The sequence below is a fragment of the Pseudomonas sp. LBUM1641 genome (assembly GCF_059716235.1).
Genome location: NZ_CP166815.1, coordinates 2,785,726 through 2,799,966 on the forward strand (window position 1 = coordinate 2,785,726; position 14,241 = coordinate 2,799,966).

Consider the following 14,241-nt stretch of genomic DNA (forward strand, 5'->3'; position numbering starts at 1 on the left):
CTGTGGGAGCGGGCTTGTGTGGGAGCGGGCTTGCTCGCGAAGGCGGTGTGTCAGTCGCTCAATATGCTGGCTGAACCACCGCCTTCGCGAGCAAGCCCGCTCCCACATTTTGATCTTCGCTATTGTCTAGACCGACAGGTGCTCATACAAAATCGTCGCACCCACCAGCATCAGCACCACGCCGCCGACCATCTCGGCGCGCTTGCCCACCACGGTCCCCAACACCCGGCCGAGCATCATGCCGATGGTCACCATGGTCATCGTCGCAAAACCAATAGCCGCTGCCGCCACCAGGATATTCACGTCAACAAACGCCAGGCCCACACCGACCGCCAGTGCATCAATGCTGGTGGCAAATGCGGTCACGGCAAGAATCATGAACGAGTGCTGGCTCGGTTTCTCTTCCTCTGGATCATCGGCTTTCATGCCGTTGTAGATCATGTGCAGGCCGAGGCCGACCAGCAAGGTAAAGGCGATCCAATGGTCCCAGTCCTCCACCCAGCGAGTGGCAGCCTGGCCAATAGCCCAGCCAATAATCGGCGTGATGGCTTCGATCACACCAAAGATCAGGCCGGCCCGCAGGGCTTCGGTCAAACGCGGTTTGTGCAGGCTGGAACCTTTGCCGATAGCCGCCGCAAAGGCGTCCGTGGACATGGCAAGGGCGAGAAGGATGAGGGAAATGGGGTTCACGGTAAGACTTCCAGTCGGGCTATATGAGTCAACGACACAACCACACGCCCGACTTCAGGCATGGATGTGTCGCTGGTCTCACCAACCAAAATGGTGTTCGCACCACGGCATGTTGCCGAGAATGTTGATACGAACGCTTCGAGAATCCGAAGCAGGCTACTCCCCAACGAGGTGGCGGATCATAGCCTTGGCTACATGAAAATTTTGTTAACCGTGCCTCACGGATGTTCCAGATGACACCGCACCTGCTGACTCATCCCACCGGTCAACCGCTGCGGCCGCTCGCACCCTTGGGTGCGGCGCGGGCAGCGATCAAGGAAAAAGCACCCGCCCGGCAACACCCGGTTCCCCGGCAACTCGGTGGGCGCACTGACATACGCATCATCCAGCGCCACCCCCAGCTTGGGCACCGCCTCCAGCAGCAGTTGGGTATACGGATGCTTCGGTTGCTCCAGCACTTGCTCGGCACACCCCAGTTCCACAATCTGCCCCAGGTACATCACCGCCACCCGGTCGGCCATGTGCCGCACCACGGACACGTTGTGGGAGATCAGGATGTAGGTCAGCCCCAGTCGGCGTTGCAGCTCTGCCAGCAGGTTGAGGATTTGCGCCTGGACCGAGATGTCCAGGGCCGAGGTCGGCTCGTCCAGTACCAGGATGCTCGGATTGGAGGCGAGCGCGCGGGCGATGGCGATGCGTTGGCGCTGGCCACCGGAAAACTGGTGCGGGTAGCGGTCCAGGTATTCGGCGCGGATGCCCACTTGGGCGGCGACCTTGGCAGCGATGGTGCGCATTTCACCCTTGGGCGTATCGCCGAGGGCAAACAGCGGCTCGGTGATGATTTTCCAGATGGGCAGGCGCGGGTCGAGGGACGATTGCGGATCCTGGAACACGATCTGCACATGGCGGTGACGTTCCCGGGCGCTTTCGTAGACCCAGTCGACTTCGCCGTCGCTGGGCTTGACCAGGCCCATCAACAGTTGGGCGAGGGTGCTTTTACCACAGCCGGATTCGCCGACAATCCCCAGGGTTTCCCCGCGGCGAACCTGCAAGTCGATGCCGTTCAGGGCGTGGGCATAACCGCGCGGGCGGCCCAGCCAGTCGGTTTTCACCGGGAACTTGACCCGTACATCCCGCAGGGCCAGCAGTGAATCTTGAGGCACTGTCATTGCACCGACTCCCCGGCAGTCAGCCAGCACGCGCTTTTGCGGGTGCCGGCAGGGTTGATCAGATCCAGACGCGGGCGCTCGATGCACTGGCTCATGGCCTGGGGGCAGCGTTCGCGAAAGGTGCAGCCTGAGGGCAGGGCGGCGAGGTTGGGCACCTGGCCGGGGATGGTCAGCAGGTCGTCGCCAGGTTTCACCTGTTCCGGCAAACCGCTGAGCAAGCCTTGGGTGTAGGGATGGCGCGGGTCGCTCATCACTTGGGCGGTCGGGCCTTCTTCCACCACCGCGCCGGTGTACATCACGTAGACCCGGTCGCAGAACTGCGAGACCACCGCCATGTCGTGGGTAATCAGCAAAATCGCGGTGCCGCGTGCCCGGGCTTTTTCCCGCAGGAGCAACAGCACCTGGCGTTGCACGGTGACGTCGAGGGCGGTGGTGGGTTCATCGGCGATCAGCAACTGTGGGTCGCAGGAAAACGCCAGGGCGATCATCACCCGCTGGCGCATGCCGCCGGAGAGTTCGAAAGGGTAACTGTCGAGCACTTGCTTGGGGTCGGCGATGTGCATGTCCCGCAGCAGGGCGATGGCCTTGGCGCGGGCGGCGGCTTTGCTCAGGCGCTGGTGGTGGATGATCACGTCGAGCATCTGTCGGCCAATGCGCCGGGTCGGGTTCAGCGCGGTCATCGGCTCCTGGAAGATCATCGCCGCGTCCCGTCCGCGGATCTGCAACAGCTCTTTTTCGCTGGCGCCGAGCATGTCGCGGCCAAGCATCTGCAAGCTGCCGGCGGTGATCCGGTAACTGCGTTCCGGCAGCAGGCGCAGGCTGAGCATGGCGGTCACGGATTTACCGGAGCCGGACTCACCCACCACGCCGACCACTTCGCCGGGGTTGACGTGTAACGACACGCCGTTGAGTGCTTGGACGTTGTTGCGGTAAGCCGGGAACTCCAGGCTCAGGTTATCGATGGCAAGGACTGCCGGACTGGACATGGTCATTTCCCCTGTTGCCGTGGGTCGAGCAGGTCACGAACACCGTCACCCAGCAGGTTGAAACCGGTCGCGGTGACCAGGATCGCCAGCCCCGGAAAGGTCGAGTACCACCAGTTGTCGAGAATGAAATTGCGCCCGGTGGCAACCATCGCGCCCCATTCGGCGGTGGGCTGTTGTGCACCCAGGCCGATGAAACCCAGGGCCGAGGCCATCAGGATCGCGCTGCCGATGTCCAGGCTCAGCTGCACCAGCAACGGCGGCATGGCGTTGCGGCCCACGTGCCACGACACGATGTGCCAGCGCCCGGCGCCGAAGGTCTGGGACGCCTTGACGTAGCCCATCTGGCGAATGCTCAGGGCTTGGCCGCGGGCCAGGCGCACGTAGAACGGAATACGCACCACGGTGATCGCCAGCATCGCGTTGAACAGGCTCGGGCCCAGGGCTGCGGCCAGGGCCATGATCAGCACCAGGGACGGCACCGACAGCATGATGTCCATCAGGCGCATGATCAGGCTGTCGAAACGCCCGCCGATAATCCCCGACAGGCAACCCAGCAAGCCGCCCACCAGGCAGGATGAAAACGCCACGAACAGGCCGACGCCCACCGACTGGCGGCTGCCGTACAGCACCCGGCTGAACAGGTCGCGGCCGACTTCATCAGTGCCGAACCAATGCTCGGCGGAAGGTTCGGCCAGGCGTTGGGCCAGGTTCAAAGCGTTGGGATCATGGCTGGCCAACCACGGGGCGAAGGCCATGCAGATCAGCACGATCAAGGTGATGGTCAGGCCGGCGATGGTCAGCGGGCTGCGGCGTATTTGATAGCCCAGGTACTCCATTCGCGCGCGCCAGGTGGGGCGCTGCTCCAAGGGTACCGGTACGGGCATGGTCACGGGTGCGGTCATCTCAATTCACCTCGCCGATGCGTGGGTCGACCACCCGGTAGAGCAGGTCGATCAGCATGTTCAGCAGCACATAAATAAACGACACCATGATCGCGAAGCCCATCACCGCCGGGAAATCCAGGGACTGGATCGACTTCACCACATAGGCGCCCATGCCCGGCCAGGCGAACACGGTTTCGGTGAGCACGGCGCCGTACAGCAGGTCACCGAGGGTCAGGCCGAGCACGGTGATCGACGGGATCAGCGCATTGGGCAGGGCGTGGCGCAGGATCACCGCCCAGCGCGACAGGCCGTATGCACGGGCGGTACGGATGTAGTCCTCGCCCAACTGGTCGAGCATCGCCGAACGGATCTGCCGGGCGACCACGCCGAGGTTGACGAAACCCAAGGTGACGGCGGGCAGGATCAAGTGCTCCAGGGCATTCAGGAACAGCGGGATATCGCCGGCCAGCAGCGAGTCGATCAGGTAGAAGCCGGTAATGGTGCGTGGCGGTTCGAGGCCTTCATCCAGCCGACCGCTGCCGGGCAGCCAGCCGAGTTGGCCGTAGAACAACACGATCAGGCCCAGGCCAAGCCAGAAGGCCGGGGTAGAAATACCGGTGACCGCCAGCGTTCGGGCGATCTGGTCGATGGCGCGGTTGTGATACACCGCTGACAACACGCCAAGCGGTACGCCTACCAATACGGAGAGCAACAGGGCGGCAACCGCCAGTTCCAGGGTCGCGGGGAAGAAGGCTTTCAGGTCTTCCAGCACCGGGCGGCTGGTGCGGATCGACGTGCCGAGGTCGCCGTGCAGCAGGTCGCTCATGTAGCGGCCATATTGTTGGTACAGCGGCAGGTCGAGGCCCAGTTGATGACGGATGTTCTCGACGATAGCGTCGCTGGCCCGGTCGCCGGCAATCAGGCGCGCCGGGTCACCCGGGATCAGGTGGGAGATGCAAAAGGTAATCAGCGAAACGCCGACGACGACCAAAATCAGGCCGAACAGGCGTTTGCGCAACATATTCAGGAAGGCCATGAGTACCTCATTGTGGCGAGGGGGCTTGTCCCCCGTTGGGCTGCGAAGCAGCCCCCAGCAAGATCAGAGCATTTTCCCGGCCAATAACCCGGTGGCGAACTTAGGGCTGCTGCGCAGCCCAACGGGGGACAAGCCCCCTCGCCACAACAGCGTTCTCCCCACAGGGTGTATTGGCGCCGGAGCGGCAGTTACTTGCTGATCTCAGCCACGTTGAACACCTGCTCCAGCATCGGATGGAACACATAACCCTTCACCGAATCACGCATCGGCAGGGTGTAGTTCTTCTGATAGAGGTAGGCGTACACGCTGTCCTTGAGCACGATTTTTTGGGCTTCCTGGTACAGCTCGGTGCGCTTGGCCGTGTCGTTGTTGGCCGCCGCATCGCGAATCAGCTTGTCCACCACCGGGTTGCTGTAGAACGAGCGGTTGCCCGGCAGCCCTTGCAAGGAGGAGTCGAACCAGAAGTTCATGTACATGTAGGGATCGGAGAAGTCCGGCGCCCACGAGCCGATGGACACGTCGAAGTCACCCTTGCCCAGGCGCTCGCGCATGGTGGCGTTGGCCAGTTTTTCCATCTTCAGGTTGATCCCCAGCGGCGCCAGGCTGGCTTGCAGGGTCAGGCCGATGGATTCCCAGTCCGGGTCCTTGTCGGAGTACATGTAGTTCAGGTTGGTGATTTTTGTCGGGAGCTTCTTCAGGTTGGCGCCGGCGCTGTCCAGGTCCTGTTTCATCAATGGCAGGCTCGGGTCATTGGCCCACATGCCGGCGGGAATCGGCCCGTTCATCAACTTGGCCTGGCCCTTGAGGATGCCCTCGACAATGCCTTTGTAGTCCACCGCATCAACGATTGCCTGGCGGGCGTTCTGGTTGTTCAGCGGGGCTTTCTGGTTGTTCAGGTACAGGTAGGTCACCCGCAGCGACGGGAACTCCTTGATCACCACGTCTTTCTTTTTGGCCAGGTTGGTGAGCTGGTCCTGGGGCATGTCTTCGGCGATGTCCAGGTCACCGCGTTCCAGTTGCAGGCGGCGTACCGAGGCTTCGCTGATGATCTTGATCACCACCTTGTTCAGCGCGGGCTTGGCGCCGGCGTAGTAGGTGTTGGGTTCCAGGGTCAGGCTCTGGCCCTTTTGCCAGTTGGTCAGGCGGAATGCGCCGGAGCCGGCAGTGTGGGTGGAGAGGTAAGCGTTGACGTCGCCCTGTTTCACCACGTCCGGGTTGATGATGCCGGCGCCGTTGTGGGCGAGGGTGTAGAGGAAGGGCGCGTAGGGTTTGGTCAGGGTGAAGCGCACGGTGAGCGGGTCGACCACGGTGACTTTCATGTCATCCGGGAACGCGCCCGAGGGGCCTTGCTTGAGCTGCATCACGCGGTCGAACGAGAACTTCACCGCATTGGCGTCGACCTCGGCGCCGTCATCGAACTTGTTGCCGGGCTTGAGTTTGAAGTCCCACACCAGGCCGTCGGCCGAGGTGGTCCAGCTGTCGGCGAGGTCGCCCTTGACGTCGGTGCTGCCCTTGCCGTTTTCGACTTTGTAGGCCACCAGTTTCTGGTACGCCGGGTACGTCACCGCCCAATCGTTATTGTCGATGGTCACGGCCGGGTCGAGGGTTTGCGGGTCGGCGGCCTTGCCGATCATCAGCGTGTCTTTGGGCGCGGCGGCACTTGCCGATTGCCACGCGCCCAGGCTCAGGGCGGCGCACAGCAGGGAGAGTGCGAGGGTCTTGCGGTTACTTGGGGTCATGCCGGTTTCCTTGATTATTTAGAGGAAAAAGCGGGTTGGTTTATTTTTATGAAATCTATAACCGGGCAGTTGGAGCTAAAGGGTGCTGCTCATTATTGTGATGGTACGTTCCGTGTGATCAGTGTGACTCCTCAATTAATGGGAAAAGTTCGGCGTCCGGCAATTCGTAATGCCACCACTCGGTGGCAATCGCCTTGAAGCCGGCGCCGAGCATGATGCCCAACAACAGCAGGCGGTTGCGCTGCACCTGCGGCGGCAGGTCGGGGTAGAACTGGTGGGACTTGGGCTCCATGGCATCAAACGCCGTGCCCATGTCCAGGGGTATGCCGTGTTCATCTATCAGTGTCAGGTCGACGGCCACGCCGCGGGTGTGGTGCGAGCCCAGGCGCGGGTCGCGCACGTAGTCCGGGTTGGGCAGGGCTTGCCACAACAGTTGCTGGGCATAGGCCGGCCGATAGGCGTCGTAGATCAGCAGGGTCATGCCGGCCTGGCGTGCCAACAGGCTCGCCTTGCGCAGGCAGGCCGCCGCTTCAGTGTGCAGCAGGCAGCGGGCGTTGCGGTAGATCACGGTGCCTGCCAGGTTGTCGGCACTGGCGTAGATCAGGTCGACCTGTACCGGGTACTCCGGTGGGGCGATTTCTACCAATGGGCTGGTATTCACTCAAATATTTCCTTTCCAGGGTCAGGATTCGAACTGGCCGAAGGCCTGTTGCAGGGCGCGGTTTTTCGCCAGGCGTGCGTCCAGGCGCTCGCCGTAGCGGTCAGCGACCGCGGACACCATCAGGTTGAACAAGCACGTCAGGGGCGCCATGGAGTCCCAGAACTGGCCAACATCGGTTTTCAGTTGCAGCAGGTCCAGGTCGTAGTCCCGGGCCCAGGGGCATTGCAAATCGGTGATCAGCGCCAAGGGTAGACCCTGGGCATTCGCGGTCTCGCAGAACGTGGGGGTGATGCTGGAATAAGCGCGGAAGTCCGCCGTGATGGCGTAGGGTTTTTCAAAGCCGGAGTTCAGGGTCTCGGCGTAGATCCCCGACAGGCCATCGACGTAATAGACCTTGGGGCGAATGTATTCCAGGTGACTGTGGAACGCGTTGAGGATGCCCCGGGTGGACTGGATACCGAGGATAAACACGGCGTCGGCGTCCACGATGTGCTGCACGATATCGGCAAAACCCTGGCTGCGGGCCAGGCCGTAGACGTGCTGGATGGCTTCGATCTCGCGGTTGAGGGAGCGGTCGAGGGCGTCTTCCTGATCGTTCTCCTGGCGAAAGGCACCCAGGCGGTCGGTGATCAGCCAGGATGCTTGCGGGTCGCCACGCAGGCCTTGCTTGACGTCATCGAGGTTGCGATAACCCAGGGTTCGCAAAAAACGTCCCACCGAAATCCCGGTGGTGCCAGCCTGTTGCGCGATGCTGTCGGCGGTTTCGAATGGCAACTGCTGCAGGTTGCCCAGCAGGTAAGTAGCGATGCGCTTGCCGGTGGGCGTGAGCGTCGGGAACTGCTGTTCCAGCGTGCGCTGGAAGCTGTTTTTATCCATGACGTTTTCGCGGAGACCGGTCATTGATGTTACTCGAATATCGTATTTTGATTGACTGTTAGAAACATAACATCGGCAATCGCGATAACACAATGGCTTTTTTTCGAGCAGGTATGCAGGGAGGGACAAGCGGCGATCAAGGTCGCTGAGGTTTCACCGAGGTACCGAACGTATTGCCCATGCGCACGCTGGTCGCCGCCGGCGTAGAGAGCCCGATCTGGTTCGGCTTGCGCTTTTCGATGGGCACCTGCTGCGCTTCCTGGTTCTTTTGCGTTGCTTTTGCGGCGTCCGGGTTGTTGCCCATTTGCTGGCTCAGGCAGCCATAGTCCGGCGCCTTGTAGCCATCCACATTGACCTCGGCGCAGCCACTGGGAGCGCCTTCGGCGTGGGCCATCAGCGGCAGGGTTGCACACAGCAACAGGCGGGCGAGGGTCGGGAACAGGTTCATCAGTGCCTCCTGGCGCGCCCTGGGAAATGGGCGGGTATGGGGCAAAAGTGTAGTGCAGCGGGCTGGCCGTCACCGTGATGTTTTTTTTGCTGGCACCGTAACATCAGGTTCATAAACGGGCCTCAGGATGACGGTTTTGTAGGCTATGTCGGACGTGTTGCGATGCTGAGCAGGGGGGCTTGGAGGCGCGCGGGCTGCTGCCTGGCTCTGCTGTTGGGGCTGGCGCAAAGCGTGCGCGCCGAAGTGATCCTGGACCTGCCTGCCCAGAACCTGGACAACGCCCTCCAAGCGTTCAGCCGTGCCACTGGCATGGCGGTGCTGGTGGACCGTGAATTGACCCGGGGCCGGCGTTCCATCGGTGTACATGGCCGCTACAGCGCGCAGCAAGCCCTGGGCCTGCTGCTGACAGGGAGTGGCTTGATGGCGCGTTATGCCCGCAGCGATGCGTTCACCTTGCAAGTCCCCGAGGTCAGCCAGCCGGCAACCAACCGAGGGCTGAAGGCCGGCCATGCAGCACGGATCAACAACAGCTACGCCACGGCCTTGCAGCAGGCGATCGAGCGCAGTTTGTGCCGTTCGCCTCTGACCCGTCCCGGCAGTTTTAGGGCGCTGGTGCAGGTGTGGGTCAACGGTGACGGGGTGATCGAACACAGCCGCCTGGTCAGTTCCACTGGCGACCTGCAGCGTGACGAAGCGCTGGTACGCGGCCTGGGCTCCACCCGTGTCGAACGCCCGGCGCCCAGTTCATTGCGCTTGCCAGTGACCTTACTTTTGATGCCCGATTCAACAGGAACACGCATGGAATGCACAGCAGGGGAAGGAGTTTCCGGGGCATGAAAGACACCGGCCACAGCACGATGGTCAGCCTGTTCCTGGCGTCCTACGAGGACTTCAAGGTACGCCTGCGCAAGCGCCTCGGGTCAGAAGACCTGGCCAACGACGTGCTGCACGAAACCTACCTGCGGGTCGACCGCATGGACGTGCCGCCGAACCTGGCGCAACCCAATGCCTACCTGTACCGCATGGCCCTGAATATCGCCGCCGACCGACGCCAGGCGGATGCGCGGCTGCTGACCGGCAGCGAAGTCGAAGAGCTGCTGCAGACCGTCGATGAAGCCCAGGACCCGTCGCGGGTGGTGGGTGGCCAGCGGGAAATCCAGTCCTTGCTCAAGGCCCTCTACGAACTGCCTGCGCGGCGGCGCCAGATCCTTATCGCTGCGCGTCTGGAAGAGGCGCCGCACCTGGAAATCTCCAAGCGTTTCGGGATTTCCACGCGCATGGTCGAAAAGGAAATCAAGGCCGGGCTGGGCCACTGCGCGCAGCGCCTTGAAAGAAAAGTGATCCAGCGGTTCGGTCCCGGGGCCGGAAAACCGTCTTAGTGATTGAGTCCCTGATAATCCGTTGAGTACCTGCGCGCTTGAACATTTTTAACTTCCCCGCTGCCCGGAATGTGCCAGACAGCCCCCTGCACGATGAAGCGCGTGACTGGCTGGTGCTGCTGACTTCGGGCCGGGCCACCGTTGCGGATGCCAAAGCGTTGCGCCAGTGGTGCGCCCAGAGTCCGGAGCATGCCCGGGCGTTCGAGCAGGCCAAGGTGTTGTGGCAGCAATTGGCACCGGCCGCCGAGCAGTTTTCCCGCCCGCGGCATTTTGGGCGGCGGGCGTTTTTGGGTGGGGCGATTGCGGCGTCGGCGGCGGTGTTTATGGTGCGGTTTACCGTGCCGGGTGGGTTTGCCGGGTTGACGGCGGATTACCGCACCGAGGTCGGGGAGCAGCGGCGGGTGGAGTTGAGTGAGGGGGTTCGGCTGGAGCTCAATACCCAGACGCGGATCAGCCGGCGTGAGGGTGGGATTGAGTTGGTAGAGGGGGAGGTTGAGGTGGTTGCCAATGCTGCGATGCCGCTTCAGGTTCAGGCCGGTGGAGGATGGTTGAGTGCGGCTCGGGCGCGGTTCAATGTGCGCAATACGGATCACAGTGTGTGTGTGACGTGCATTGATGGGGCGGTGTCGGTGGCTGTGGGCGGGCGTACGGTTCGGCTTGAGGGTGGGCGGCAACTGACTTATGACGCTGGCGGTGTGGGTGAGCCGGTGGCGGTGGATGTGCAGGCGGTGGTGGCTTGGCGGGAGCAGGTATTGGTGTTTGATAACGCGACGTTGGCGACGGTGGTGGATGAGATTAATCGCTATCGGCCGGGGATGTTGCTGCTGATGAATGCGGAGTTGGGCAAGCGGCGGGTGCAGGCGCGGTTTAGTTTGCATCAGTTGGCGGGGGTGGCACTTTTGATTCGCGATGCGTATGGGGCTAAGTGTACGGAGTTGCCTGGGGGGGTGGTTTTGTTGAGCTAGCGCTTTTTGTCGGTGTACATATCCGTTGCTGCGGTAACGGCTGCTTAGGGTTCCGCTCTTACAGCGGGTCACTTTTGAAAAGCCGGAATGCCGGCCCAGTCAAAAGTAACCAAAACGCTCTGCCCCGCCTGTCGGCACCCCGCCTGTCGGCACCTCGCCTAGGCTCGGTGTTCCCTCACTCCGGTATTGCTCCGCGGGCCGCCGCGACGGGCCATCCATGGCCCGGAGCGGCTAAACCGGCGTCCTGCCGGTTTACCCGCTCCGCAATACCTGCGTTCGGCCTCGGGCTGAATGGGGCAGTCAGATCAAAAGCAGATCAAAAGCAAGAGCACAGCGGCCTACAGGCCGGCTTGAGTGTTAAAAGCAAAAGCAGAGCTGCTTTTCTGTAGGAGCGAGCTTGCTCGCGAAAAACCTGAGAACGCCGCGTTGAATCAGGATGCCCGCGTCATCGTTAACGACCTTCGCGAGCAAGCCCGCTCCCACATTTGGACCGTGCCCGCTTTAGCTTTCGATTTGGCTGTTGCTGTTGCTTCACCACACTCAAGCCGGCCTGTAGGCCGCTGTGCTCTTGATCTGCTTGTGATCTTGATCTTAGGCGCCCCGTTAAACCACGCTGGCCGAACGCAGGCTTTGGAGCGTGGGTAACCCGGCAGGACGCCGGGTTAGCCGCGCTGGGCCAAGGATGGCCCATCGCGGCGGCCCACGCTCCAAAGCCGGAGTGAGGGCACTCCGAGCCTAGGCGAGGAGCCGAGTGGTGGGGCAAGAGCCCTTTTGGTTACTTTTGGGGCTCTTTTCCAAAAGTGACCCGCTGTAAGAGCGGAACCAATATCAAAAATCACCCAAATAACGGATATGCACACCCCCCCAAAAAAAGCCCTACCGCAGGGGCCCCAAAACCTGCCGATACCGCTCCACCCCCTGACCCGTCTCCCGCACCAGAACCACCTCGATCCCCAGCGGTTCATCCCGCCGATTCCCACTCAACTGCCGCCACCCCTTATCCCAAACCCGCACCTGCAAATCCCTGACCTGCCCAAGCACCGCCACCGCATCCCTGGGCGCCGGCAGCGGATACCGATCCCGCGCCGGTGCCGCCGCCCGATACAGCGTGTCCCCCTTGAGCCACCACCGCACCCGCTGCAACCCATCCCCAGGAACCGGAGCACTCCGGATCACCTCCAACCGAAACCCCTTGCTATCCGAACTCCTCACCGACACCGCCGCCAACCCCCCAGGCTTCGGCGCCTCATCCCCAATCGGCGGCCCCAACTCAACCCCCGCGCGCAAACTCAGATCCAGCTGCATCTGGTTCAGCGCCCGCAACAAGGTCTCAGTCTGCTCACTGCTGGCCTGCAAATGCTGGTCAGCCCGAGTCACACTGTCCAGCCCGCGCCAGGCAATCACACTGACCACCGCCATCAACATGATCGCCACCATCACCTCAATCAGCGTAAAACCCTTCTGATCACTCATGACTCACCACCCGCAACAACCCCGTCGCATCCCGTTGCAGACTCAGGCTGTGCTGCCCATCCGACAACACCACCCGCATCGGCGGATTCACCCATTCAGCATCCAGCACCAGGTTCTTCCCAGGCTCGATGCGCACCTGCATCGGCGTGCTGTCCCAGGCCCGCGGACGCAGTTGCTGATCACCATTGAAGTTCTCCAACCCCAACCCATCATCCGTAACGCGGCTGAAGCGAAACCCCTTGGCATCCGCCTTCCAGGTAATCGCCCGGCCATCCGCGCGAGCCTCGGCCTGGGCCACCTGCAGCAACTGGCTCAGGCGTTCCGCGTCCTTGCGCAGCAGGTGCAGCGGATCAGGCTTGATGCTCAGGCTGATGGCCGCACTGGCGATGCCGATGATCACCAACACCACCATCAACTCGATCAACGTGAAGCCCTGCTGTTTCATTTTTTGCTCCCGGATCAACCACTGAAATAAAAAGGTGTGAATTGCTCTGTAGCCTGAGGCAACGGACAAACAGGAGGTCCCGCCCATGGCATTCGCCCATCGTTTTTCACCCGCCCACGGTGTCCAGGCCGTGGCGTTGCTGGCAGCGCTGGCGGGGGTAGCGACCTGGACGCCATTGCTGCTCACGTCGGCCGAGTCCCACACCCCGCAGGCCGCGCCCCAGGCATTGGCCGCCCGCAGTGACAACCCTGCTGTGCAGTGGTTTTCCAATACTCCGGCGGTAATGCAGATCAAGGTCTCCGGGGTGCTCGCCGGGGCCCGTGGCGCGGTGGCGATCCTCAGCCTCAACGACGGGCCGCCCCGCAGCTTTTTGTTGGGTGAGCGGCTAAGTCCCGGCGTGCGCCTGACGGCCATTGAAGGCGATAGTGTGGAGATCGAACGTGGTACTGAAAAAATCCGAGTGCCCCTCGACAAGTTGCCCGACGGCCCGGCCTTGCCAAGCCTCACTCGGCAGTAACCGGGCGCTTCACCGGCGGGCGCCCCATCAAGGTTTCCAGGCGCGCCAGGGGCGGCGCTTCACGGGTCGCGTCCAGCACTTGTACGCTGACCTGGAACAAGCGCCCATCCGGTCCGTTGCTGATGGTCTGTTCGCAACGCAGTTTCAGCCGGCCCTGGTCGCAGTCGAAGGTCTTGCGCCCGGGGTTCACCCGACCTTCCAGGCGCAGTTCCGCCAGGCGACTCTGGGCCGCCAGCAGCGCCATCGACTTGTCCCGCAGCAGGCCGTTGCTGGTGGTCATCAACCCGGCCACGCGCACGGCTGCGGCCATGGCCACGGCGATGATCGCCAGTGCCACCAACACTTCAATCAGGGTGAAACCTTGCTCGTTGCGGGGGCCGCCCATGGCGTACTCAAAACCGGGAATCAGGCCCGCAGACTAGCCCCCGCAGTTGACCGATTGGCGACCAAAGCTCCCGAGGATTTTCAACATGACTGACATGTGTTCTTGCAACACTGCGCCACGAAATGCACTCAAGCCAAGGAATGTCGAGATGGATATCGCACACTTCACCTCCCCACGCAGGCAGCGTGGTTTCACCCTGATCGAGATCATGGTGGTCGTGGTGATCCTGGGGATTCTGGCGGCGCTGGTGGTGCCCAAGGTGCTCGACCGCCCGGACCAGGCGCGGGCCACGGCCGCCAAACAGGACATTGGCGGGCTGATGCAGGCCCTGAAACTCTACCGCCTCGACCACGGCTCGTATCCCAGCATGAACCAGGGCTTGAAGGTGCTGGTGGAGCGCCCGGCAGACGCGAAAAGCAGCAACTGGCGTGCCTACCTCGAACGCCTGCCCAACGACCCGTGGGGCAACCCTTATCACTACCTCAACCCAGGGGCCAACGGCGAAGTGGATGTGTTCTCCCTCGGCGCCGACGGGAAACCCGATGGTGACGGCGTGAATGCCGATATCGGCTCCTGGCAGTTATAAGG

17 protein-coding genes and 1 riboswitch are annotated in these 14,241 nt (G+C 62.3%); of the genes, 5 read left to right on the forward strand and 12 right to left on the reverse strand.

Annotated features, from left to right (window positions below):
* Positions 1-126: 126 nt before the first annotated feature.
* From mntP to ACA046_RS12830, 9 genes are all read right to left on the reverse strand, one after another.
* Positions 127-690, reverse strand: coding sequence for a manganese efflux pump MntP (mntP, locus tag ACA046_RS12790; RefSeq protein WP_497676686.1), 564 nt, complete (start codon positions 688-690; stop codon positions 127-129).
* Positions 691-700: 10 nt separating this feature from the next.
* Positions 701-868: riboswitch (yybP-ykoY riboswitch) on the reverse strand.
* Between the two features lie 40 nt (positions 869-908).
* On the reverse strand, positions 909-1,859 hold the full coding sequence (locus tag ACA046_RS12795; RefSeq protein WP_017475343.1) for an oligopeptide/dipeptide ABC transporter ATP-binding protein: 951 nt from the start codon (positions 1,857-1,859) through the stop codon (positions 909-911).
* Entirely contained in the window at positions 1,856-2,851 is a 996-nt protein-coding gene (locus tag ACA046_RS12800) for an ABC transporter ATP-binding protein (RefSeq protein WP_497676687.1), read from the reverse strand. Before ACA046_RS12800 ends, ACA046_RS12795 begins: the two co-directional genes overlap by 4 nt.
* Positions 2,848-3,729, reverse strand: a complete 882-nt coding sequence (gene ddpC, locus ACA046_RS12805) for a D,D-dipeptide ABC transporter permease (protein ID WP_032868129.1) — start codon at positions 3,727-3,729, stop codon at positions 2,848-2,850. The genes ACA046_RS12800 and ddpC overlap by 4 nt, the downstream gene beginning before the upstream one ends.
* 19 nt (positions 3,730-3,748) lie before the next feature.
* Positions 3,749-4,765: an ABC transporter permease gene (locus tag ACA046_RS12810; RefSeq protein WP_017475340.1), complete on the reverse strand. Its 1,017-nt coding sequence runs from the start codon at positions 4,763-4,765 to the stop codon at positions 3,749-3,751.
* 188 nt (positions 4,766-4,953) lie between these two features.
* Positions 4,954-6,504, reverse strand: coding sequence for an ABC transporter substrate-binding protein (locus tag ACA046_RS12815; RefSeq protein WP_497676688.1), 1,551 nt, complete (start codon positions 6,502-6,504; stop codon positions 4,954-4,956).
* 118 nt (positions 6,505-6,622) lie between these two features.
* Positions 6,623-7,165 carry a D-alanyl-D-alanine dipeptidase gene (gene ddpX / locus ACA046_RS12820; RefSeq protein WP_177027097.1) on the reverse strand — a complete coding sequence of 181 codons (543 nt, stop codon included), beginning with the start codon at positions 7,163-7,165 and terminating at the stop codon, positions 6,623-6,625.
* Positions 7,166-7,186: 21 nt separating this feature from the next.
* Complete coding sequence (locus ACA046_RS12825; RefSeq protein ID WP_032898755.1) at positions 7,187-8,041, reverse strand: MurR/RpiR family transcriptional regulator; 855 nt, start codon at positions 8,039-8,041, stop codon at positions 7,187-7,189.
* Positions 8,042-8,177: 136 nt separating this feature from the next.
* Positions 8,178-8,489 carry a hypothetical protein gene (locus ACA046_RS12830; protein ID WP_167665542.1) on the reverse strand — a complete coding sequence of 104 codons (312 nt, stop codon included), beginning with the start codon at positions 8,487-8,489 and terminating at the stop codon, positions 8,178-8,180.
* Positions 8,490-8,651: 162 nt separating this feature from the next.
* Here ACA046_RS12830 and ACA046_RS12835 point away from each other — a divergent pair, with 162 nt between their 5' ends.
* The 3 genes from ACA046_RS12835 to ACA046_RS12845 are packed head-to-tail and all read left to right on the forward strand — an operon-like array spanning position 8,652 to position 10,833.
* Positions 8,652-9,326 (forward strand): secretin and TonB N-terminal domain-containing protein, encoded by a 675-nt coding sequence (locus ACA046_RS12835; protein ID WP_459028195.1) that lies wholly within the window; start codon positions 8,652-8,654, stop codon positions 9,324-9,326.
* A complete protein-coding gene (locus ACA046_RS12840) occupies positions 9,323-9,868 on the forward strand; it encodes an RNA polymerase sigma factor (protein WP_010173483.1) in 546 nt (181 codons plus the stop codon). The genes ACA046_RS12835 and ACA046_RS12840 overlap by 4 nt, the downstream gene beginning before the upstream one ends.
* Before the next feature lie 38 nt (positions 9,869-9,906).
* A complete protein-coding gene (locus ACA046_RS12845) occupies positions 9,907-10,833 on the forward strand; it encodes a FecR family protein (RefSeq protein ID WP_459028197.1) in 927 nt (308 codons plus the stop codon).
* 876 nt (positions 10,834-11,709) lie between these two features.
* On the opposite strand, the gene ACA046_RS12850 is transcribed toward ACA046_RS12845, so the two are convergent.
* Positions 11,710-12,306: a type II secretion system protein GspJ gene (locus ACA046_RS12850; RefSeq protein WP_497676689.1), complete on the reverse strand. Its 597-nt coding sequence runs from the start codon at positions 12,304-12,306 to the stop codon at positions 11,710-11,712.
* Positions 12,299-12,751 (reverse strand): type II secretion system minor pseudopilin GspH, encoded by a 453-nt coding sequence (gene gspH, locus ACA046_RS12855; RefSeq protein ID WP_497676690.1) that lies wholly within the window; start codon positions 12,749-12,751, stop codon positions 12,299-12,301. The genes ACA046_RS12850 and gspH overlap by 8 nt, the downstream gene beginning before the upstream one ends.
* A gap of 85 nt (positions 12,752-12,836) precedes the next feature.
* On the opposite strand from gspH, the gene ACA046_RS12860 reads away from it, so the two are divergent.
* Positions 12,837-13,268 (forward strand): type II secretion system protein N, encoded by a 432-nt coding sequence (locus ACA046_RS12860; protein ID WP_497676691.1) that lies wholly within the window; start codon positions 12,837-12,839, stop codon positions 13,266-13,268.
* Here the strand turns inward: ACA046_RS12860 and gspI are convergent.
* On the reverse strand, positions 13,255-13,653 hold the full coding sequence (gene gspI, locus ACA046_RS12865) for a type II secretion system minor pseudopilin GspI (protein WP_167663938.1): 399 nt from the start codon (positions 13,651-13,653) through the stop codon (positions 13,255-13,257). The genes ACA046_RS12860 and gspI overlap by 14 nt on opposite strands.
* Positions 13,654-13,801: 148 nt before the next feature.
* Here gspI and gspG point away from each other — a divergent pair, with 148 nt between their 5' ends.
* Positions 13,802-14,239: a type II secretion system major pseudopilin GspG gene (gene gspG, locus ACA046_RS12870; RefSeq protein WP_459028205.1), complete on the forward strand. Its 438-nt coding sequence runs from the start codon at positions 13,802-13,804 to the stop codon at positions 14,237-14,239.
* Positions 14,240-14,241: the final 2 nt, after the last annotated feature.